Genomic DNA, 18,366 nt, shown 5'->3' with positions numbered 1-18,366 from the left:
TTTTTTTCCGCGTGGAGCGTTAGGCTTCACCTGATCACGCCATTCACACCCCAATGGAGACGCACATGCCGCTCTATACGTCCAAATCCGTTCTGCTGGGACTGACCGCGCTCTTCTCCGCTGCTGCCTTTACCGCTTCCGCTGATGAGATCACCACTTTTACCAAAGGCGGGGCTGCAATCGGCGGCACCGATCCGGTTGCCTATTTCACGGACGGCAAGCCTGTTGCCGGCTCCGATGAATTCACCGCAGAGTATGACGATGTGACCTGGAAGTTCTCGTCCGCGGAAAACCGTGACAAGTTCGTTGCCGACCCGGCGAAATATGCCCCTCAATACGGCGGCTTTTGTGCTTTCGGTGCCGCCATGGGTTTCAAGGTGCCGGTGGTGCCGGAAGCCTGGTCGATCGTCGACGGCAAGCTTTACCTGAACAACTCCCTGAAGGTGCAGGAGCGGTTCGAGGAAGATGTGCCGGGATATATCCGCAAGGCGACCCTCAATTGGGACATCATCAAGGAGAAGAACCCGGGCGATCTGAAAGAGCCGATCATCCGCGACTGATCTGCCGAGTGTTTTCATGGCCTGAGCCCGTCAATCGGCGGGCTCAGGCTTTTTTCCGGAATAACATGAACCGCGCACGCGCCATCCAGGTCAGGCGCAGCGCGAACCTGGCTCGGAACCGCGCAGGTCCCTTCTGCAAGGCGCCGTTACACTTTTCCGAAAGGCAGATCTTTAAATCGGCTATCGTCGATGTTAAATCTTGAGATTATAACTCAAGATTTATGAGGTCCTCCTTGGCCACTCCTGCGAAACGCCAGCCCAGATTTCTAACCGTCAAGTCGACGCACTACCTCAGTCCAAATCTTATCCGTGTCACCTTTGCCGGCCCGGAGTTGCAGGGTTTTCCCGAAGGGCACGAGGGCGCGAACTGCAAGTTGTTGTTGCCGCGCGACGGCGAAAGCCGCGAGGCCTTTGAAGCGCATTATGCGCCGGACAGGCCTTCCGAGCGCGTCCATCCGGTTCGCACCTATACTGTCCGTTCTTTCCGCCGGGATACGCTGGAACTCGATATCGACTTTGTTGCTCACGGCGACGAAGGGCCTGCAACGCGCTGGGCACAGCGGGCGGCAGAGGGAGATTTCCTGGGCTTTCTCGGCCCAAGCCAGCCGAAAATCACCGAGTTTCATGCCGACTGGTATTTGCTGGCCGCAGACCTTTCGGCAATGCCGGTGGTCGAAGCGACGCTGGAGGCTATGCCGCGCGAGGCAAGCGGTCTCGTGCTGTTCGAAGTTCCGTCAGAAGCCGACAAGCGCGAGATTGCAGCACCAGAAGGCGTGGAAATCAGATGGCTGGTCCAGGATAAGCCGCATCTGCCTTCAACCGCGCAGGTTGACCTCGTAAAATCTCTGGAATGGCCTGCGGGAACAATCCAGACCTGCATTGCAGGTGAAAGCTCCGTCATTCGGGCCCTTCGGGATCATCTTCACAACGAACGGAAAGTGCCGAAGGCGGACACCTACATTTCCGGCTACTGGAAAATCGGACTTGTCGAGGACGAGCATCAGCAGCTCAAACGGGCGGAAGCCGCCTGAGGCCTCTTGCTGGAATAGCGCACTTCTCGCCGGTTGGGCTCGCTCCAACCGGGGGGATGCAGAAGGCCGGTCTGACCGTGTGGTCGAATATCTGCCTGCGACCCAAATCTTGCCATCAACCTGAGATCCGTTAGATCTGTTGTTACAGGTCTTTCGGGAGGCATTCTCATGCGTGGTTTTGCAGTTGGTCTTGGGCTCGTTGTTGCCGGGTTCGCCTTTGTGCCGGCGGCCTGGGCCGCCGGCCCGGCCTTCGATTGTGCGAAGGCGGAAAGTTCGGCCGAAAAGCTGGTCTGTTCGAATGATGATCTTGGAACACTGGACCAGAAACTGGCTGATATCTATGAAGGTGCGGTTGGCGTCGTGAAGTCGCTTGATGCGGGCGCCGAAGAGGAACTCAACACGCTGAAGGCCTATCAGCGCGGCTGGGTGAAAGGGCGCGACGAATGCTGGAAGAGTGACGACGAACTCTCCTGCGTCCGCTCGGCCTATGAACGCCGGATCGCGGAACTGACAGCGCGCTATCAACTGATCAAGGGACAGGCCCCGGTCTTTTACACCTGCAACGAAAACCCGGCAGATGAGATCGTGGCGACCTTCTTCGATACCGAGCCACCGTCTGCACGGTTGGAGCGCGGTGACACGACCGAGATCGTGGTGCAGGGTCCGAGCGGATCCGGCGCGCGCTACGAAGGCGATTTCGGCATTCTATTCTGGATCAAGGGAGACGAGGCCATGGTGGACTGGCCTCAGGGCACGTCTTTCGATTGCAAGGTGCGAAGCTGACAGGCCTTTGACCGCCTGTCAGACCGCAGAAAAAAGTCGGCCGTTGCGATAAGGCAGCGGCCGCCTGCTCATAATCAGCCGTCCTTGTAATAGTAGCTATAGCCATTGAGGGCGGGGGCGCCGCCGAGGTGCGCATAGAGTACCTTCGATCCGGCGGGAATCTTGCCAAGCTTGACCAGGTCGATCATGCCTTGCATGGATTTGCCCTCGTAGACCGGGTCGGTGATCATTGCCTCGGTCTTGGCGGCAAGCCGGATTGCGTCGTTTGTCTCTTCAGAGGGAACACCATATGCCGGGTAGGCGTAGTCAGGATTGATCACGATCTCGTCGTCCCGGACCGCGCGGCCAAGTTCCACAAGGGAGGCCGTGTTGTCGACGATCTGGCGAACCTGCGCACGGGTCTGGTCAAGGGTGCCGGAGGCGTCGATGCCGATTACGCGGTCCGCCCGGTTCTGGTCGGCGAAGCCCACGATCATTCCGGCCTGGGTGGAGCCGGTAACCACGCAGACGATGATGTAGTCGAACGTGAAACCAAGCTCTTCTTCCTGCTGCTTCACTTCCTCGGCAAAGCGCACGTAACCAAGGCCACCGTATTTATGGACGGATGCCCCGGCAGGAATGCCGTAAGGCGTGCCACCCGCATCGCGGACGGACTGCATTGCGTCTTCCCAGCTCTGGCGAATGCCGATATCGAAACCGTCGTCGACCAGACGGGAATCCGCCCCCATCAGACGCGTCAGCAAAATGTTGCCGACCCGGTCGTAGACCGCATCGTAGTGCGGTACCCATTTTTCCTGCACCACAACGCATTTCATGCCGATCTTGGCGGCGGTGGCTGCAACCATGCGGGTGTGGTTGGATTGGACACCGCCGATGGAAACCAGCGTGTCCGCGCCGGAAGCGATCGCGTCGGGTACGATATATTCCAGTTTCCGCAGCTTGTTGCCGCCAAAGGCAAGGCCGGAGTTGCAGTCGTCCCGCTTTGCATAAATGTCCACCTTGCCGCCAAGCGCTTCGGAAAGCCGGGGTAGAGGTTCGATGGGCGTTGGGCCGAAGGTGAGGGGATAGCGTTCAAACTTGCTGAGGTTCATGGAGCACACCGGATTGATTGTTGACCCTTTGAGCCTTGCAGAAATTTTCAGAAAGGTGCTTTCAAAGTTTGATGTATTTTTTCTGTTATTGAGAACTTGAAGCGTATATTGATTCATCAATCATCGAACTAAGGTCAAAAAACTGAAAGATTCTTCCATGGCTGGTGAGCTCGACCGGATTGACCGCAAAATTCTCAAGCTGCTGCAGGAAGATGGCCGTCTCAGCAACGCCGAACTTGCCGGTCTGGTAAATGTCAGCCCGGCCACCTGTCACAGACGGACGCAGCGGCTGTTCGACGAGGGTTTCATTCAGGGCGTGCGCGCGCATATCGATCCGCAAAAGGTCGACAGATCTGCCCTTGTGATCGTGGGTGTGGTGCTGGACCGGTCGACGCCACAAAGTTTTGCGGAGTTTGAAGAGGTGGTTCGCAAGGCGGACTTTGTTCTCGACTGCCACCTGGTGGCGGGCGACTTCGATTACTTCCTGAAGATCCGCACACGGGACATGGCGGACTTCAACAAGCTGCACGGCGAAAAGCTGATTGCGCTGCCGGGTGTGCGCCAGACCCGAACGTTTTTTGTCATGAAGGAAGTGACGGACAACGCGCCGCTGCCTTTCTGAAACAGTTCGGCTTCCCTGGCCGGCCGGTCGCCGGCCTCGCAGACCGGACGACTGATGAGCGCCCCTGATCTGCTGCCTGAAATTCCCTTCCATTGTTCTGCCGTCAGTGAGCCTCGATCGCCCTGGCTTAAAAAACGGTTGCCTTGGTCGCCGACAATAAAGTACAGATTTGATATGTAATAACATAACATATCAAACTTGCTGGAGGCCTTATGTCCGATCGACGCCTGCCTGTAACCGTTCTGTCCGGGTTCCTTGGAGCGGGAAAGACCACCTTGCTCAATCGCATCCTCAACAACCGTTCCGGGTTGAAGGTGGCTGTAATCGTCAACGACATGTCGGAGGTGAATATCGATGCAGACCTGGTGCGGGCAGGTGGTGCGGAGCTGAGCAAGACCGAAGAAACCCTTGTCGAGATGTCCAACGGCTGCATCTGCTGCACCTTGCGCGACGATCTGCTGAACGAGGTTCGCCGCCTGGCTGGCGAAGGGCGGTTCGACTACCTGCTTATTGAATCAACGGGGATATCCGAACCGTTGCCGGTGGCAGCGACTTTCGAATTCCGAGACGAAGCCGGCGACAGCCTTGCCGATGTGGCAAGGCTCGACACGATGGTGACGGTGGTCGATGCGGTCAATCTGCTGAAGGATTACTCCAGCCATGATTTCCTGAGCGATCGGGGAGAGACGCTGGGCGAGGAGGACGAACGCACGCTGGTGCATCTCCTGACGGACCAGATAGAGTTTGCCGATGTGGTGGTTCTCAACAAGGTGGGTGCCGCGTCGGCCGGACAGGTGGATGCTGCCCGCAAGATAATCCGCAGTCTCAACGCGGATGCGAAGATTATCGAGACCGACTACTCGGAAGTCTCGCCTTCCGACATCCTGAACACGGGGCTCTTCAATTTTGAAAAGGCTCATGAACACCCGATGTGGGCCAAGGAGCTTTACGGCTTTGCCGACCATATTCCCGAAACCGAGGAATATGGTGTTGCCTCCTATGTCTACCGGGCACGGCGGCCGTTCGATCCGGAAAAGATCCATGAGCTGCTCAACGGGCAGTTGCCGGGGGTAATCCGCGCCAAGGGCCATTTCTGGATCGGCAGCCGGCCGCAGTGGGTGATCGAGTTCTCGCTGGCCGGGGCGCTCTCCAGCATCAGTCCGCTTGGCACCTGGTGGGCGTCGGTGCCGAAGGAGCGTTGGCCGGATGACGACCGCGCCCGGGCCTATGCGAAGTCGCTCTGGGTCGAACCGTTTGGCGACCGGCGGCAGGAAATTGTCTTTATCGGTGCGGGCATCGACTGGCCGCTTCTGAAAAGCCGGCTCGACGCGTGCCTGATCGGCGAAAACGCGGGTGACGAACTTTCGGCCTTTGCGCAACTGCCGGATCCCTTTCCAGCCTTCCGCCATGCGGACCGCGCAGCATGACAGCGCTGGAACCGAAGTTGGGCTCCCTTTCGAACGGGCCTGCCGCACGGGATGTGATTATCGGCCGGGATCCGGACATTCTCGCCGACATTCGCGATCCGGGCATCGCCGCCGCTATCTGGCGTCGAACGCCGGATCCCGAATTTCAGAGGTGGGTGAATGCCTTGCAGAAAGACAACCTGCCGGACCTGCGCACGGTGGTGCCTGTGCATCTGGCTGAGGCGGCTGTCCGGGCGGCTTGCGAGAGCCATGGACTTCCTGCGTGTCGGGAGAGGGACATGCTGGCAAGCGATGTCGGGGCACTTGCCCTGATGCTGGCAAAGACGCTGACAGTGCGTCTGCTGCGATTGCGGCTGGATGTTTCGGAAGACGTCATGTGTCCGAAGTTCCACCTGGACAATGTTCGCGCCCGGTTGTTGTGCACGTATCGCGGGGCGGGAACGGAATATGTGCCGGAAAATGTGGCCGAGGAGCCTGGTCGCATCCGTCAGGTGCCGCCCGGGGGCGTTGCCGTTTTTCGCGGCCGGCAATGGTCTTGCGGCGAAAGAACCGCTCTCTTGCACCGGTCTCCGGCCGCAACTCTGGCAGGTGGACCGCGGCTTCTTCTGGTGATCGATCCGGCAGACTAGGCGGGCTGGATTTCCGAAGGGGGTTCAGCCACGCTCTCGGCTTAGCCAGGTTTGATATCGGTCCAGGTGTCGCGTGACGATCGCGGCAAGGGAGGCATCCGTACAGATCATCTCAGGGGTGATGGCATTGCTGGTGAGGCCAAGCGAAAATCCGGCTTCGCTGACGATTTCGGCGGACATGGTCCGGAGGATCTCTTCCAGCTGAACCGGGGCAAAGGCGTGGCGGGAGGTGACGTGGGCAAGGGCGACCGGCTTGCCCGGAAACTTCTGACAACCAACCATCCAGTCGAGAGTGTTTTTGAAACTGCCGGGCAGTGCATGCATGTATTCCGGCACGGCGAACAGCAGCCCGTCGGCGCGCGCAACCTGTTCGCGCAGGTCGGTGACGATCTCCGGCAGGTGGTCGGTAATATCCAGATCCGGCACGAAATGCGGCAGATCGCCGATGCGGTCATAGCGGTTGAGAACGAGCCCGTCGGGCGCCAGTCGTTCTGCTGCGCTCAGCAGGGCCAGATTGGACGATGCGGCACGAAGACTGCCGCAAAATGTAAGGATCCTGAAGGGCAAGGGACTGATCCGGTTGAAGGAGGCTAGGGGCGAGCCTATCGGATTCGCCCCGTATCGTGATCCCCCAACGACCGACCAGTTTGCGCCTTTTACCGGCTGGCAGCGGCCAGTGCTGCACCAAAGCCGACAAAGAGCGTGCCTGTGATCCGGCGTACCCACAGCATGCGCTTTGCAGACGTCAGGAAGCGGCGCATGTGACCGCCTGCGTAGGCAATTGCGGCATGGTTGGCGAAACACAATGCGGCGTAGGTGAAGGACAGCACCGAGATCTCCGTGAGATCGATGCCGTCGGCGCGCATGAATTGCGGGAACAGCGCGGTGATGACCAGAATGGCCTTTGGATTGGTGACGGAAACGAGCAGTGCCTCCAGGAACAGCTTTCTGGGGCTTTTGCGGGCAATCAGGACACCATCTTCCACGTGAAAGGCAGACTTGTCGCGCCAGATCTTGAGGCCGATGAATATGAGATAGGCGGCACCAATGACCTTCAGCACCGTGAAGGCCACAGCGGAGGCTGTCATCAGGGCGCCGAAGCCGAGGGCGACCGCGTATCCCAGGATTACCAGTCCCGTGGCATTGCCTGCCGCGGAAGCGAGGGTCGCGTTACGGCCGAACCGGAGCGTGTTGGAAATGGCCAGCATGACTGCAGGGCCGGGACTGACGGCAGGCAGGAGCGAGACAGCAATAAAGACGAGCCAAAGATCTATCGGCATTTCGGTTCTCGAGAAAAGGCTGCGGGGTGCAGCCGGAAGGATGTTTCAGGGCAGCAGCCGGCCGTCGCGTACGGCCTTGTTCAGCAGGTCCTGGGCAAAATCCCAAAGACCCGGGAAGGGAGACAGGCGGGATTCCTTCGTCAGCTTCAACGCTTCGGCGGAAATGGGTTCATGGGTCGGGTCGTCCAGGCCGGATGCAAAGACCAACACCATCGGATGCAGCGCGTCCATCGCGTTGGCGAATTTGGCTTCCGGTGTTTCGTTGGCTTCAAACTCCAGCCAAAGAGCCTTGAAATCCAGGCCTTGCGATGAGGGAAGCAGGGCGAACAGTCGGCTTGCGGCTGCCTGTTCCAGATCCTTGATGCCGGCCCGATTGTCGTCAGTGACCCAGTGGTCGCCTGCGTCGATCTCGACCAGGTCGTGAACGGCGAGCAGTTTGACGACGTGGTTGATGTCGGTGCCGGCAGGGGCGTGCTCGGCAAGCGTAAGCGTCTGCAGGATCACGTGCCAGCAGTGCTCGGCCGTGGTCTCGCGCCGGGCGCCACCCGTGAGCTGGTTCAGCCGGACGACTTCCTTCAGCTTGTCGGTTTCCAGAAGAAACGCGACCTGCTTCGCCAAAGTGTCGTTCATCAGATTTCGCCCATGGCCCGGCGGAAGCGGGCAACGCTTTCGGCAAAGCCATGGATCAGCGCATCGGCGGTAAAGCCGTGGCCGATCGACATTTCCCGAATGAAGGGGGCGCGTGCCATCAGAGCAGGAATGTTTTCGACGGTCAGATCATGCCCGGCATTGACGCCGAGCCCACAGGCCTGGGCGGCTTCCGCCGTGGCGACAATCATGTCGAGTTCCTTTTCGGCGCGTGCCGGGTCGTCGTAGCAGGCGCCATAGGGGCCGGTGTAGATCTCGATACGTTCCGCCCCGAGCCTGGCAGCGTGTTCGGGGACAGCCGGGTCCGGATCGCAGAAGAGCGAGACCGTAACCGCCCACTCCTTGGCGGCGGCAATCGCCGTTTCCAGCGCGCTGGTGTCTTTCGAAAAGTCCCAGCCATGGTCCGAGGTGGATTGCTGCGGGTCGTCCGGCACGAACAGGACCTGTTCGGGGCGAGCTTCCTCCACCAGCTTCATGAAATCGGGGGCCGGATAGCCTTCCAGGCACAGTTCCTTGTTCGGGAACCGGTCCTCGATCAGCTCGGACAGCTCGAACACGTCCTTCTTGCGGATATGGCGTTCGTCCGGACGAGGATGCACGGTGATGCCCTTGGCGCCGGCTTCCATCGCGATGGCCGCAAGGCCAGTCACGCTCGGCCAGGGCAGATCCCGGCGATTTCGCAACATGGCGATGGCGTTGACATTGACGGAAAGGCGCGAAACGGCAGGCATGATTGATAGTCCGGTGAAAACGGTTCTGATCTGGCTTTAAGAGACTGGGTCAGGTTCGCAAGATTGTGTCAAAAGCCGTTGAAGTCAAACGAGGAATTGTCACTAGAGACAATGTTTTTCAGTGTTGGTGGGGCTTCAGCCACCCTTGATATCGCACGAGCCGCCCAAGACCAGGCAGGGAGATCTCGACGTCGAAGCGGAAGATGCCATCCGGTGCCGTCTCGGCTGTTTCGCTGATCGGCAACAACCAGCGCGGCAAGGGAATGCCAAACAGCTTGCCACTGCGAACGGGATAGGCGAGTGCATCGCCCTTCAGGTTCAGGTGAATGTTGAACGTTGTTGGTCCGAAACGCTCCTGAACCACGCCGGAGCCCGGTGCACCTGACAGGCTGAGCACGGACCGGAAAGTCTTGCCGCCGAAATTGCGCTGCCAGATTTCCTTGTCGCCCTGCCGCTTGATGGTCACTTTCACCGGAGTGGCATCTGCTTCAGGTGGAAAGCCGACGATACGGCACAGCAACTGGCCGAGCCGCGAGGTGCCGCGCGTGACCTTTGCCTCACCGATCCATTGCCGGTGGTCAAACACTGTGTGAAGGGAGCGGATCTCTTCAGGCAAAGCTTTGAAGGTGCTGCTGCCGAGTGCCTGCTGGAACAAGACCGGTTCAGCCTGCTTTGCAGTGAAGGTGCGGACGTTCAGATGAGCGGTGGCCTCCTCGACGTCTGCCAGCTTGAATTCACCAAGGCTTGGCCGCGCTCCGGCTGGAACAACACCTTCAACAAGGTGCTTGCACAAGATAGCGCCCGGGACTGCCGGGATATGCGGCCCGTCGCCGGCTTCCGCAATCAGTGTCCAGCTGGCGGACAACGGCTGGCCGTCCTTGCCAAGCCCGGCAAGCCGGACTTCCATGCCGCCGCGGTCGGACCCGAACCGTTCGAACCAGCCCGCGACAGTACGAAGGAGTGGAGCGGCAGCTTGCAGTGACCTGACAAGGCGAAGACGCACCAGCCAGGAGAGAGCCCAGAGGCCCAGATGAAGGAGGGAGAGTTCAAGTCCCGCCCGGAACAGCACCGTTCGGGCGTTGTAGACCCTGGGAAAGAGTGTCAGATCCGGCGCGCCGATGAAACTCGACCAGCGCTTTGAAAGGCCGCTGCTGCCTTCAGGGCCGATCCAGCGCCGGGAGAGATCGGACCAGCCGATGACTTTTGTCCATCCGCCATCGCGGTAGACGGAAACGGGCTTGCCGGACTGGGTCAGGATCGCTTCGATGACGGAGAGGCCACGAGGTGCACGATTGCCCGGCAGGATGGTGCTTTCGATCAGGTCGACCTGTGAGAACTCATGCCGAAGAGCTTCGACCGCAACCGAAGAGAGGGCCGGTACGCTGGAAACGCCAGACAGCACGGTCAGTCCGCTCAAGCGTGCCTGCTCGTCGAGCACAGTAATACCGCTGGTGAACCCGGCATCGTCGGAAAGATCCAGATAATGGCTCCCGGCGGCAAGCGCTGCTTCCGCAACAGCGTAGGGGGATTGCCGGTAGGCCTGAAACGGTCCGGCGGCGTCGACGGTGACGAACGGGCGAAGGGCGAGAAGGGCAGCAGCGAAATCAGGTGCCGTACGATCCAGAACGGCGGCAGTGCCACCATGCCGGCGACAGAAGTCTTCAGCCTTTTGTTGGCTGCGGCCTGCAACGATGACCTCCAGATGCTCGTGTCTGAGCAGCGCCTCGGCCAGCTTTCCGCCGAAAACGCCATAGCCACCGAGTACGACAATCCGCTTCCTTCGGGAAAGTTCAGTCAAGGAGCCGTTCCTTCAGCGCAGCCGACGGCAGGGGACAGGTTCGTCTGCCGAGCCGATAGCGGTTTTGGGCAATCCTGTCATAAGTCCAGTCCGCGAGCCTGCGCGGCAGACGATCCAGCACCGTGAGCGCCTTCCAGGGCCAGCCGAGACTTTTCATGGCTGCGGTGAAGGACGCCATTTTGGTGTAGGCCCGGCCACGGCAGATAACGATGTTGGTTTCCATCTTCTGCGGGTCGAGCCCATGGTGCCGGTAGAGTGCCTGACCGATGTCCGAGTGGGCGTCGACAAAGCGAAAGCCTGCTGTCCGGTCGTGCCTGGCGACGAACCGGGCAAAGCCGGAGCACAGAACGCAAATGCCATCAAAGACGATCAGGTTGTCGGGAAGATGTGCAAGGGCAGGCGGGGCCGGTTTGACGTTGCGTCTGGTTTCCATCGTCTTGGGGCTTTCGCGGGCAATGACAGGTTTCCGCCTCTCATGTAGTGTTGCAACGCAGGGTTCGGCGAGCCCGCACAAGGTCGCAGTACAGTATTACGACTAGGTTTTCAGGTTCCGCCGTTTCCTCTAAGACTGGCCGCAAGGGGCCCGATTCTTAAGCTTGTTCCGGACTGAAACCGATTTCGGTGTCGATCCGAACGAGAATCAATGCATACATCGAGGTCTCGGATCGAGAAAACTACCAGGTAATCCATGGCCATCTCCAACGCGCTCCTCCTCTTGGCCCAGGCAGCCGTTTATTTCATCGTCATGATGAGCCTTCTGCGGGCTCGTCAGGTGATCGGTATCGGCGTCTTCATGTGCGCGCTTGGTGTGATGCATTTCCTGGAAACATATCTCGCCAGCGTCTTTTACATCGAGTTGCCGTTCGGCATCGTCTCCCCCGGGTCGACTGTGCTCTTTTCCGGCAAGCTTCTGATGATCCTGCTGCTCTACATCCGCGAGGATGCGCTGATCGTCCGCCAGCCGATCTACGGCCTGTTGATCGGCAACTTCCTGATCGTCGCACTGGTGATGATCCTGCGGAACCACGATACCATCTCGGTCACGGACGGCCGCAATCCGGATTTCGCCTTTATCGATGAAATGGGACTGCTGATGGTCTGGGGCACCATCTTGCTGTTTGTCGACGCGATCGCGATCATCGTGCTTTATGAGCGGATCGGCAATTGGGTCGGGCGGCACCTGGGTCTGCGTTTCCTGATCTGCGGCGCGGCAGTGCTGACTTTCGACCAGGCCGGGTTCTTCCTGGCGCTGCATTATGTTTCCGGTGCACCCTGGCATGTGTTTGTCGGCGGCTGGGCAGCCAAGATGGTGGCTACGCTGGTCTATACGGCGCTGTTCATCCTCTACCTGAAGTATTTCGACAACGAGAGCAGCTGGCTCACCAACAGGTCCTTCAAGGACGTGTTTCAGGTGCTGACCTACCGGGAGCGCTATCACAAGCTTCTGGAAGCTTCCATTCGCGATCACCTGACCGGCACGCTTCACCGCAGCCAGTACGACCAGAATGCGCCCAAGATCCTTGCCAAGAACCTGCAGGAAAACCGGCCCCTGTCCCTGCTTGTGATCGACATCGATCACTTCAAGCAGGTGAACGACCGGCATGGCCACCAGGCCGGTGACGAGATCCTGAAGATGGTTGCCCGGCTTCTGGCCGACAACCTGCGTTCCGACGATCACCTCTACAGGGTGGGCGGCGAAGAGTTCGTGCTTCTGTGCGAGAAGCTGTCGGTGGAAGGCGCAACCTCCATGGCCGAGCGGTTGCGCAAGGCGATCGAGCGCTTCAGCAAGATCTATCTTCCGGAAAAGGTAACGGTCAGCATCGGTCTGGCCAGTGCGCCGCAGGATGGCGACACAATGGAGGCCCTGTTCCGGCAGGCGGACCTTCGGCTTTATGAAGCCAAGAAACAGGGGCGCAACCGGGTCTTCAGTCCGGTCACGGTGGATTAGAGCAATCTGGTAAGCCAAAGCATTTGAAAAAGAAAAAGCCCTGGAAATGCTCCAGGGCTTTTGTCGTTTCTGAAGGCCAGGACGATCAGACCCGGTTAAGCAGCCTTGCCCGGATGGTGTTGGGCAGGGTGCGGATCTCTTCCAGAATGCTGACCGGATCTTCCACCGGGCTGTCGACATCCAGAACGACGTAGCCGATGTCCAGATGGGACTGCATGTACTGGGCACAGATGTTGAGGTTGTGCCGGGTGAAGAGGTCGTTCAGCGTGCGCATGGCACCGGGAGCATTGTGGTGCACCTGGATGAAACGCGTGGCCGACGTGCCCTTGGGCAGTTGAACCTGCGGGAACGAGACGGCGCCGATGGTGGACCCGACATCGGAGTATTCCACCAGTCGCTTGGAGACTTCCTCGCCGATCCGGTCCTGGGCCTCTTCCGTCGAACCACCCACGTGCGGGGTCAGGATGACGTTGTCGAGGCCGCGCAGAGGCGACAGGAATTCGTCCTTGTTGGACTTCGGCTCGACCGGGAAGACGTCGATGGCAGCGCCTGCCAGGTGACCGGACTTCAGCGCGGCGGCCAGAGCGTCGATATCGACAACCTTTCCGCGGGCGTTGTTGATCAGGAACGCGCCCTTCTTCATCTTCGAAATCTGGTCAGCACCGAACATGTCGCGCGTTTCCGGCGTATCGGGAACATGCAGGGACACGACATCGGATTCAGCCAGCAGGCCATCGAGGCTTTCGGACGGCATCACGTTGCCGTGCTGCAGCTTGTCGACGAGATCGAAGTAGATCACCCGCAAGCCCATGGCCTCGGCCAGGTTCGACAACTGCGTGCCGATATTGCCGTAGCCGACGATACCAAGTGTCTTGCCGCGAACTTCGTGGGAACCGGCAGCGCTTTTCATCCAGCGGCCTTCGTGGGCCGCGGTGGATTTCGGGAAGACGCCGCGCATCAGCATGACGATTTCGGCAACGGTGAGTTCGGCCACGGATCTCGTGTTGGAGAAGGGGGCATTGAACACCGGGATGCCGCGCGTAAGCGCGCCCTTGAGGTCGACCTGGTTGGTGCCGACGGAGAAGCAGCCGACAGCAACCAGGCTCTTGGCCGCTTCCAGAACCTCTTCGGTGACCTGGGTGCGGGAGCGAATGCCGAGCATCTGGACGCCCTGCAGCTTGTCGATCAACGCGTCCTTTTCCAGGGCTCCGGACAGGACTTCAACGTTTGTATAACCGTGTTTTTCAAGAACCGCGCGCGCGGTCGGCGAAATGCCTTCCAGCAGCAGCCAGCGGATCTGGTTTTTCGGCCGGGAGAGACCGTGAATCATGGCGAAATGCCTTTTGGTCTGATTGGTTTGAATCGCGCCGGATCGGCGCTAACAGCGCGCGTGTCGTATACGCGCTCGTTCACGTCGCGTCTAGGGCGCCATTTTGATGGAACGCAAGCCGACACCGCGCGTTTTGTCACCCCGGTGTTTGTGAAAGCGGTTGCTGACGGACGCCAGCCTGTGCCAATAAGCGGCGGGGGCGCGTTTCGGCCGGATCTCCAACCGGCTGCTTGAATAATATCCAACACCAAGCGAGAGCAGGGACCCCGATCCATGTTGAATTTGAGCGGGCCTCAATTCGATTACGAGCCATATCCCGTTTGCTATGTAACAGATGTATTGCCGCCGGAAATGTACCGGTCACTCGTCGAGAGCTATCCTGACAGGGAACTGTTCAAATACATGCCAAACCTCGGACACAAATATTCTCTGTCCGACATCAATAATCCGGATAACTACTACAAGTTCCTGTCAGAAAAACCTGATTGGAAAGCGTTTTACGATCATGTGAAATCCGAGAACTTCATAAACAATGTGCTGGATATGTTGGTCGCCAACAATATCGACCTGGGCCTGCGCAGGCTCAAGGTGATTGCGAAGGACGGGCAGCGGAAGGCCAGCCTGCTGAGTCGCCTCCGTCGCCAGACCGAGATCAGCGCCCGGTTCGAGTTCTCGATGATGCCGGCAAACGGCGGTCAGATCCTGCCGCACACCGACGCTCCGCATAAATTGATCACGCTGGTTCTGTCCATGATGGAGCCGGGAGCCTGGGATCCCGCATGGGGTGGTGGCACGGCGGTTTGCCTTCCCAAGGACCGGACGAAGGTCTTCAACCACATCAACAAGGCGATGCCCCTCGAGGATGTTGAAACGCTGAAGACGTTCCCGTTTGAGGAAAACCAGTGTGTCCTGTTCGTGAAGACCTACAATTCCTGGCACCACGTCGCGCCGATGACCGGACCGGACGACGCACCCTTGCGCAAGACGCTGACGATCAATATCGAGAGCAAGCTTTAGGGAGGGCGAGGCCTGTGGAAAAGCCGCAGGCCTCTCGGTATTGCGGTGCTGTTGCTCCCAATTCAGTCGAGGCGGCGCAGATCCCTCAATCGCAAGGCAATGGCGTGGACCGTGTCGTCGTCATATCCGAGGCCAAGGTCGTTGCGCATGAAACGGCCAAGGTCTTCGGCTTCCTCGATCAGCCACTCCCGCTTGTTGCCGCCACCGACAAACCGGGCCCGGCCGTCCAGAAAACTGATGAAACCCCGATCCGTCAGCCGGTAGAATTTCATGCTGCCCGCAAAGGACTGCCTGGGCGAGGCGGCGCACAGGAAATTGGCGGCTTCAATGTCGACAGGGCGGACGTCTACCCGGTCAAATCCGTAGAGCGCGAACCAACCCTCCTCAGTCTGTCGTTCCAGTACGTGCTCTCCTGACACAGCTTCAAAGCGTATCCTGTAGACCTGGTCGCGGATCTGCTGGCGTTCCTCTGAAATGCGCACAGGCTCGGCTGGGGCCTGGCCGCCGAACCCGGTATCGACCAGCCATTCGCTGCCATCACACGTCACGACATGGGCAAGGTGTGAGCGTGCTCCACCCTCCGCCGCCCCCATGCGCACCCGGGCAAGCACCTGCCGGGAGGAAAAGCCGATGGCTGCCAGTGCGTCACCCAGCAGAGAGTTCAGCTCGAAGCAGTAACCGCCGCAACGGTGTTGAACGAGCTTCTGCCAGAGGCTGTCCCGGCCAAGCTCTGGAACCTTGCCAAGAAAAGGCAGAACGTTTTCGAACGGGATGGCGCTGATCTGGGCTGCCTGCAGGGCCCGCAAGCCGTCCAGGGTGGCCGGGCACGTCTCCAGGCCAATCCGCTCAAGATAGAAATTAAGATCGAAGGGCATCGGTAGTTCTGTCCGGTTTCGAGGTGTCCGATGCATGTAGGCAAGTCTTCGGCTGTTGCCAAGGAACACGACGGCGGGAGTTCGCCCGTTCTGCTGTGTGCCGTGCCTCAACATGCGCAGGAAAACAAAAAAGGCCCGCCACACCGGATGCGACGGGCCTTGCGATCAGAAACCGATCTCTTAAAGGCCTTCCGGTCCACGCTGAACGGCAGCGACGCCGGTGCGGGAGACTTCGACCAGACCGAGCGGTTTCATGATGGAGATGAACTGCTCGATCTTGGAGGTCCGGCCGGTGATCTCGAAGACGAAATGTTCCGTCGTCGCGTCGATCACGGTGGTGCGAAAGGCATCTGCAAGGCGCAGGGCCTCCAGGCGCTTTTCACCGGTGCCTGCCACCTTCACCAGGGCAAGCTCACGTTCCAGCGGCTTGTCCTGGTTGGTGCGTTTGGCGCGAACGGTCAGGTCGGTCACCCGGTGCACCGGCACCAGCCGGTCGAGCTGATGGCGGATCTGCTCGATGATCATCGGCGTACCGGTGGTCACGATGGTGATGCGGGACAGGTGTTTCTCGTGTTCGGTTTCCGACACGGTCAGGCTGTCGATGTTGTAGCCACGGCCGGAGAACAGGCCGATCACGCGGGCAAGGACACCCGGCTCGTTGTCGACGAGGAGCGATAGGGTGTGGGTTTCGATTTCGTTGCTGACTTCGGCCAGGAAATAGGCGGAAGGCGCATCAACATTCTGTGCGTTCATTTTCTTAAAGTCCTTTTGCCTATTTCACCTTAAACGAGCGACTTGCCTTCGGCGCTGATGGCGTTGGCAACCGCTTCGTCGTTGGCTTCGTCCGGCAGCAGCATTTCGTTGTGAGCCTTGCCCGAGGGGATCATCGGGAAACAGTTGGTCAGATTGGCAACGCGGCAGTCGAACAGGACAGGCTTGTCGACCGCAATCATTTCCTCGATTGCCCCGTCCAGATCGCCCGGCTTTTCGACCCGGAACCCAACCCCGCCGTAGGCCTCGGCCAGCTTGACGAAGTCCGGCAGGCTGTCGGTGTAGGAATGGGACAGACGGTTGCCGTGCAACAGCTGCTGCCACTGGCGCACCATGCCCATGTACTGGTTGTTGAGGATGAACACCTTGACCGGCAGGCCGAACTGAACGGCAGTCGACATTTCCTGGATGTTCATCAGGATCGATGCATCGCCGGCAATGTCCACGCACAGCGCGTCGCGGTGGGCCACCTGCGCACCGATGGCAGCCGGCAGGCCGTAGCCCATGGTGCCGAGGCCGCCGGAGGTGAGCCAGTGGTTCGGCTCCTCGAAGCCGTAGAACTGGGCTGCCCACATCTGGTGCTGGCCGACTTCGGTGGAAATGAAGGTCTTGCGGTGTTTGGTCAGTTCATAGAGCCGCTGGATCGCGTATTGCGGCATGATGACGTCGCTGTTCGGCTTGTAGGCCAGCGAGTTGCGTGCGCGCCACTGATCGATCTGCGTCCACCAGTCCTTCATGGCCTTGGCGTCGGATTTCAGCGAAGAGGACCGCCAGATCCGCACAAGGTCTTCCAGCACGTGGGCGACATCGCCGATGATCGGCAGGTCGACATTGATCGTCTTGTTGATGGAGGACGGATCGATGTCGATATGAATCTTCTTCGAGTTCGGCGAGAAGGCATCGGTCCGGCCGGTGATGCGGTCGTCGAAGCGAGCCCCGATGCAGATCATCACATCGCAGTCGTGCATGGTCATGTTGGCTTCGTAGGTGCCATGCATGCCCAGCATGCCGAGCCAGTTGTCGCCGGACGCCGGATAGGCGCCGAGGCCCATCAGCGTGGAGGTGATCGGGAAGCCGGTCAGCGACACCAGTTCGCGCAGCAACTGGCAGGCCTGCGGGCCGGAGTTGATCACACCGCCGCCGGTATAGAGAACCGGCTTCTTGGCGTTGGCCATCAATTCGGCGGCCATGCGGATGCTGGAGGCATCGCCCTTCAATTGCGGACGGTAGCTCTTGTGCGCGGCAGCCGGGTTCGGCGTCGGGCCCTGGTATGTGCCGGTCGCGAACTGAACGTCCTTCGGAATGTCGACGACAACCGGGCCCGGACGGCCGGAAGTGGCGACATAGAAGGCTTCATGCAGGATGCGCGGCAGGTCGTCGACATCGCGAACCAGCCAGTTGTGCTTTGTGCAGGGGCGGGTGATCCCGACCGTGTCGCACTCCTGGAAGGCATCGTTGCCGATCAGATGGGTTGGTACCTGGCCGGAAATGCAGACAAGCGGAATGGAATCCAGCATGGCGTCGGTCAGGGCAGTCACCATGTTGGTGGCGCCTGGACCGGAGGTGACCAGGGCAACGCCCGGTTTGCCGGTGGAGCGGGCATAGCCTTCGGCGGCATGGCCTGCACCCTGTTCGTGCCGTACGAGAATATGCTCCAGACCTTCCTGCTGAATGATCTCGTCGTAAATGGGAAGCACAGCACCGCCCGGGTAGCCGAAGATCGTGTCAACTCCCTGGTCTTTCAGCGCCTGGATGACCATTTCGGCGCCGGTCATTTCCCGTGTCATTCGTTTCGTCCTTGCATTCTCGCCTGTGGATCAGGCTT

At 59.7% G+C, this 18,366-nt stretch carries 19 protein-coding genes; 8 read left to right on the top strand and 11 right to left on the bottom strand.

Annotated elements, in window-relative coordinates; translation table 11 throughout:
• The first annotated feature begins 65 nt into the window (after positions 1–65).
• From ACVDG9_RS17275 to ACVDG9_RS17265, 3 genes are all read left to right on the top strand, one after another.
• Entirely contained in the window at positions 66–560 is a 495-nt protein-coding gene (locus ACVDG9_RS17275; RefSeq protein ID WP_031269160.1) for a YHS domain-containing (seleno)protein, read from the top strand.
• A gap of 233 nt (positions 561–793) precedes the next feature.
• On the top strand, positions 794–1,591 hold the full coding sequence (locus ACVDG9_RS17270; RefSeq protein ID WP_187306536.1) for a siderophore-interacting protein: 798 nt from the start codon (positions 794–796) through the stop codon (positions 1,589–1,591).
• Between the two features lie 168 nt (positions 1,592–1,759).
• Entirely contained in the window at positions 1,760–2,374 is a 615-nt protein-coding gene (locus ACVDG9_RS17265; protein WP_023000575.1) for an MliC family protein, read from the top strand.
• 74 nt (positions 2,375–2,448) lie between these two features.
• Here ACVDG9_RS17265 and ACVDG9_RS17260 read toward each other — a convergent pair whose 3' ends face one another.
• Positions 2,449–3,465: a 1-aminocyclopropane-1-carboxylate deaminase gene (locus ACVDG9_RS17260; protein WP_023000576.1), complete on the bottom strand. Its 1,017-nt coding sequence runs from the start codon at positions 3,463–3,465 to the stop codon at positions 2,449–2,451.
• 157 nt (positions 3,466–3,622) lie between these two features.
• On the opposite strand from ACVDG9_RS17260, the gene ACVDG9_RS17255 reads away from it, so the two are divergent.
• The 3 genes from ACVDG9_RS17255 (at position 3,623) to ACVDG9_RS17245 (ending at position 6,143) form a co-directional block, all read left to right on the top strand.
• The gene (locus ACVDG9_RS17255) at positions 3,623–4,087 is read left to right on the top strand and encodes an Lrp/AsnC family transcriptional regulator (RefSeq protein WP_075283526.1); all 465 of its coding nucleotides are present in this window, start codon (positions 3,623–3,625) and stop codon (positions 4,085–4,087) included.
• A 212-nt stretch (positions 4,088–4,299) separates the two neighbouring features.
• A complete protein-coding gene (locus ACVDG9_RS17250) occupies positions 4,300–5,514 on the top strand; it encodes a GTP-binding protein (protein WP_209169646.1) in 1,215 nt (404 codons plus the stop codon).
• On the top strand, positions 5,511–6,143 hold the full coding sequence (locus tag ACVDG9_RS17245) for a DUF1826 domain-containing protein (RefSeq protein WP_447238548.1): 633 nt from the start codon (positions 5,511–5,513) through the stop codon (positions 6,141–6,143). The genes ACVDG9_RS17250 and ACVDG9_RS17245 overlap by 4 nt, the downstream gene beginning before the upstream one ends.
• A 24-nt stretch (positions 6,144–6,167) precedes the next feature.
• Here the strand turns inward: ACVDG9_RS17245 and ACVDG9_RS17240 are convergent, their stop codons facing one another.
• From ACVDG9_RS17240 to ACVDG9_RS17215, 6 genes are all read right to left on the bottom strand, one after another.
• The gene (locus ACVDG9_RS17240) at positions 6,168–6,710 is read right to left on the bottom strand and encodes an NADPH-dependent FMN reductase (RefSeq protein ID WP_447238547.1); all 543 of its coding nucleotides are present in this window, start codon (positions 6,708–6,710) and stop codon (positions 6,168–6,170) included.
• Between the two features lie 89 nt (positions 6,711–6,799).
• Positions 6,800–7,423 (bottom strand): LysE family translocator, encoded by a 624-nt coding sequence (locus ACVDG9_RS17235; RefSeq protein WP_447238546.1) that lies wholly within the window; start codon positions 7,421–7,423, stop codon positions 6,800–6,802.
• Positions 7,424–7,468: 45 nt separating this feature from the next.
• A complete protein-coding gene (locus tag ACVDG9_RS17230; protein WP_075283522.1) occupies positions 7,469–8,053 on the bottom strand; it encodes an HD domain-containing protein in 585 nt (194 codons plus the stop codon).
• Positions 8,053–8,802: a pyridoxine 5'-phosphate synthase gene (locus ACVDG9_RS17225; RefSeq protein WP_447238545.1), complete on the bottom strand. Its 750-nt coding sequence runs from the start codon at positions 8,800–8,802 to the stop codon at positions 8,053–8,055. Before ACVDG9_RS17225 ends, ACVDG9_RS17230 begins: the two co-directional genes overlap by 1 nt.
• Before the next feature lie 118 nt (positions 8,803–8,920).
• Entirely contained in the window at positions 8,921–10,600 is a 1,680-nt protein-coding gene (locus ACVDG9_RS17220; protein ID WP_447238544.1) for a saccharopine dehydrogenase family protein, read from the bottom strand.
• Complete coding sequence (locus tag ACVDG9_RS17215; RefSeq protein ID WP_447238543.1) at positions 10,593–11,033, bottom strand: thiol-disulfide oxidoreductase DCC family protein; 441 nt, start codon at positions 11,031–11,033, stop codon at positions 10,593–10,595. The genes ACVDG9_RS17220 and ACVDG9_RS17215 overlap by 8 nt, the downstream gene beginning before the upstream one ends.
• A gap of 255 nt (positions 11,034–11,288) precedes the next feature.
• Between ACVDG9_RS17215 and ACVDG9_RS17210 the strand changes: the two genes are divergently transcribed.
• Entirely contained in the window at positions 11,289–12,548 is a 1,260-nt protein-coding gene (locus tag ACVDG9_RS17210) for a GGDEF domain-containing protein (RefSeq protein WP_023000586.1), read from the top strand.
• 85 nt (positions 12,549–12,633) lie between these two features.
• Here ACVDG9_RS17210 and serA read toward each other — a convergent pair whose 3' ends face one another.
• The gene (gene serA / locus ACVDG9_RS17205; protein ID WP_023000587.1) at positions 12,634–13,878 is read right to left on the bottom strand and encodes a phosphoglycerate dehydrogenase; all 1,245 of its coding nucleotides are present in this window, start codon (positions 13,876–13,878) and stop codon (positions 12,634–12,636) included.
• Positions 13,879–14,151: 273 nt separating this feature from the next.
• On the opposite strand from serA, the gene ACVDG9_RS17200 reads away from it, so the two are divergent.
• Positions 14,152–14,895 (top strand): hypothetical protein, encoded by a 744-nt coding sequence (locus ACVDG9_RS17200; protein ID WP_447238542.1) that lies wholly within the window; start codon positions 14,152–14,154, stop codon positions 14,893–14,895.
• A gap of 62 nt (positions 14,896–14,957) precedes the next feature.
• On the opposite strand, the gene ACVDG9_RS17195 is transcribed toward ACVDG9_RS17200, so the two are convergent.
• From ACVDG9_RS17195 to ACVDG9_RS17185, 3 genes are all read right to left on the bottom strand, one after another.
• Entirely contained in the window at positions 14,958–15,770 is an 813-nt protein-coding gene (locus ACVDG9_RS17195; RefSeq protein ID WP_447238541.1) for an arylamine N-acetyltransferase family protein, read from the bottom strand.
• Positions 15,771–15,950: 180 nt separating this feature from the next.
• Complete coding sequence (gene ilvN, locus ACVDG9_RS17190; protein ID WP_023000590.1) at positions 15,951–16,523, bottom strand: acetolactate synthase small subunit; 573 nt, start codon at positions 16,521–16,523, stop codon at positions 15,951–15,953.
• Positions 16,524–16,552: 29 nt separating this feature from the next.
• Entirely contained in the window at positions 16,553–18,328 is a 1,776-nt protein-coding gene (locus ACVDG9_RS17185; RefSeq protein WP_055655364.1) for an acetolactate synthase 3 large subunit, read from the bottom strand.
• Positions 18,329–18,366: the final 38 nt, after the last annotated feature.

It is taken from the genome of Roseibium sp. RP-7 (assembly GCF_053005225.1).
Note: the sequence above shows the minus strand (reverse complement) of the source record. Positions and strands in the feature narration are given on the sequence as shown.

Excerpts from the sequence above, each read along its gene's own strand:
- ACVDG9_RS17265 (WP_023000575.1), top strand. The coding sequence starts at position 1,760 with ATGCGTGGTTTTGCAGTTGGTCTTGGGCTCGTTGTTGCCGGGTTCGCC.
- ACVDG9_RS17235 (WP_447238546.1), bottom strand. The coding sequence starts at position 7,423 with ATGCCGATAGATCTTTGGCTCGTCTTTATTGCTGTCTCGCTCCTGCCT.
- ACVDG9_RS17210 (WP_023000586.1), top strand. The coding sequence starts at position 11,289 with ATGGCCATCTCCAACGCGCTCCTCCTCTTGGCCCAGGCAGCCGTTTAT.
- ACVDG9_RS17250 (WP_209169646.1), top strand. The coding sequence starts at position 4,300 with ATGTCCGATCGACGCCTGCCTGTAACCGTTCTGTCCGGGTTCCTTGGA.
- ACVDG9_RS17225 (WP_447238545.1), bottom strand. The coding sequence starts at position 8,802 with ATGCCTGCCGTTTCGCGCCTTTCCGTCAATGTCAACGCCATCGCCATG.
- ACVDG9_RS17215 (WP_447238543.1), bottom strand. The coding sequence starts at position 11,033 with ATGGAAACCAGACGCAACGTCAAACCGGCCCCGCCTGCCCTTGCACAT.
- ACVDG9_RS17260 (WP_023000576.1), bottom strand. The coding sequence starts at position 3,465 with ATGAACCTCAGCAAGTTTGAACGCTATCCCCTCACCTTCGGCCCAACG.
- ACVDG9_RS17195 (WP_447238541.1), bottom strand. The coding sequence starts at position 15,770 with ATGCCCTTCGATCTTAATTTCTATCTTGAGCGGATTGGCCTGGAGACG.
- ACVDG9_RS17275 (WP_031269160.1), top strand. The coding sequence starts at position 66 with ATGCCGCTCTATACGTCCAAATCCGTTCTGCTGGGACTGACCGCGCTC.
- ACVDG9_RS17230 (WP_075283522.1), bottom strand. The coding sequence starts at position 8,053 with ATGAACGACACTTTGGCGAAGCAGGTCGCGTTTCTTCTGGAAACCGAC.
- ACVDG9_RS17255 (WP_075283526.1), top strand. The coding sequence starts at position 3,623 with ATGGCTGGTGAGCTCGACCGGATTGACCGCAAAATTCTCAAGCTGCTG.
- ACVDG9_RS17200 (WP_447238542.1), top strand. The coding sequence starts at position 14,152 with ATGTTGAATTTGAGCGGGCCTCAATTCGATTACGAGCCATATCCCGTT.
- ACVDG9_RS17245 (WP_447238548.1), top strand. The coding sequence starts at position 5,511 with ATGACAGCGCTGGAACCGAAGTTGGGCTCCCTTTCGAACGGGCCTGCC.
- ACVDG9_RS17185 (WP_055655364.1), bottom strand. The coding sequence starts at position 18,328 with ATGACACGGGAAATGACCGGCGCCGAAATGGTCATCCAGGCGCTGAAA.
- serA (WP_023000587.1), bottom strand. The coding sequence starts at position 13,878 with ATGATTCACGGTCTCTCCCGGCCGAAAAACCAGATCCGCTGGCTGCTG.
- ilvN (WP_023000590.1), bottom strand. The coding sequence starts at position 16,523 with ATGAACGCACAGAATGTTGATGCGCCTTCCGCCTATTTCCTGGCCGAA.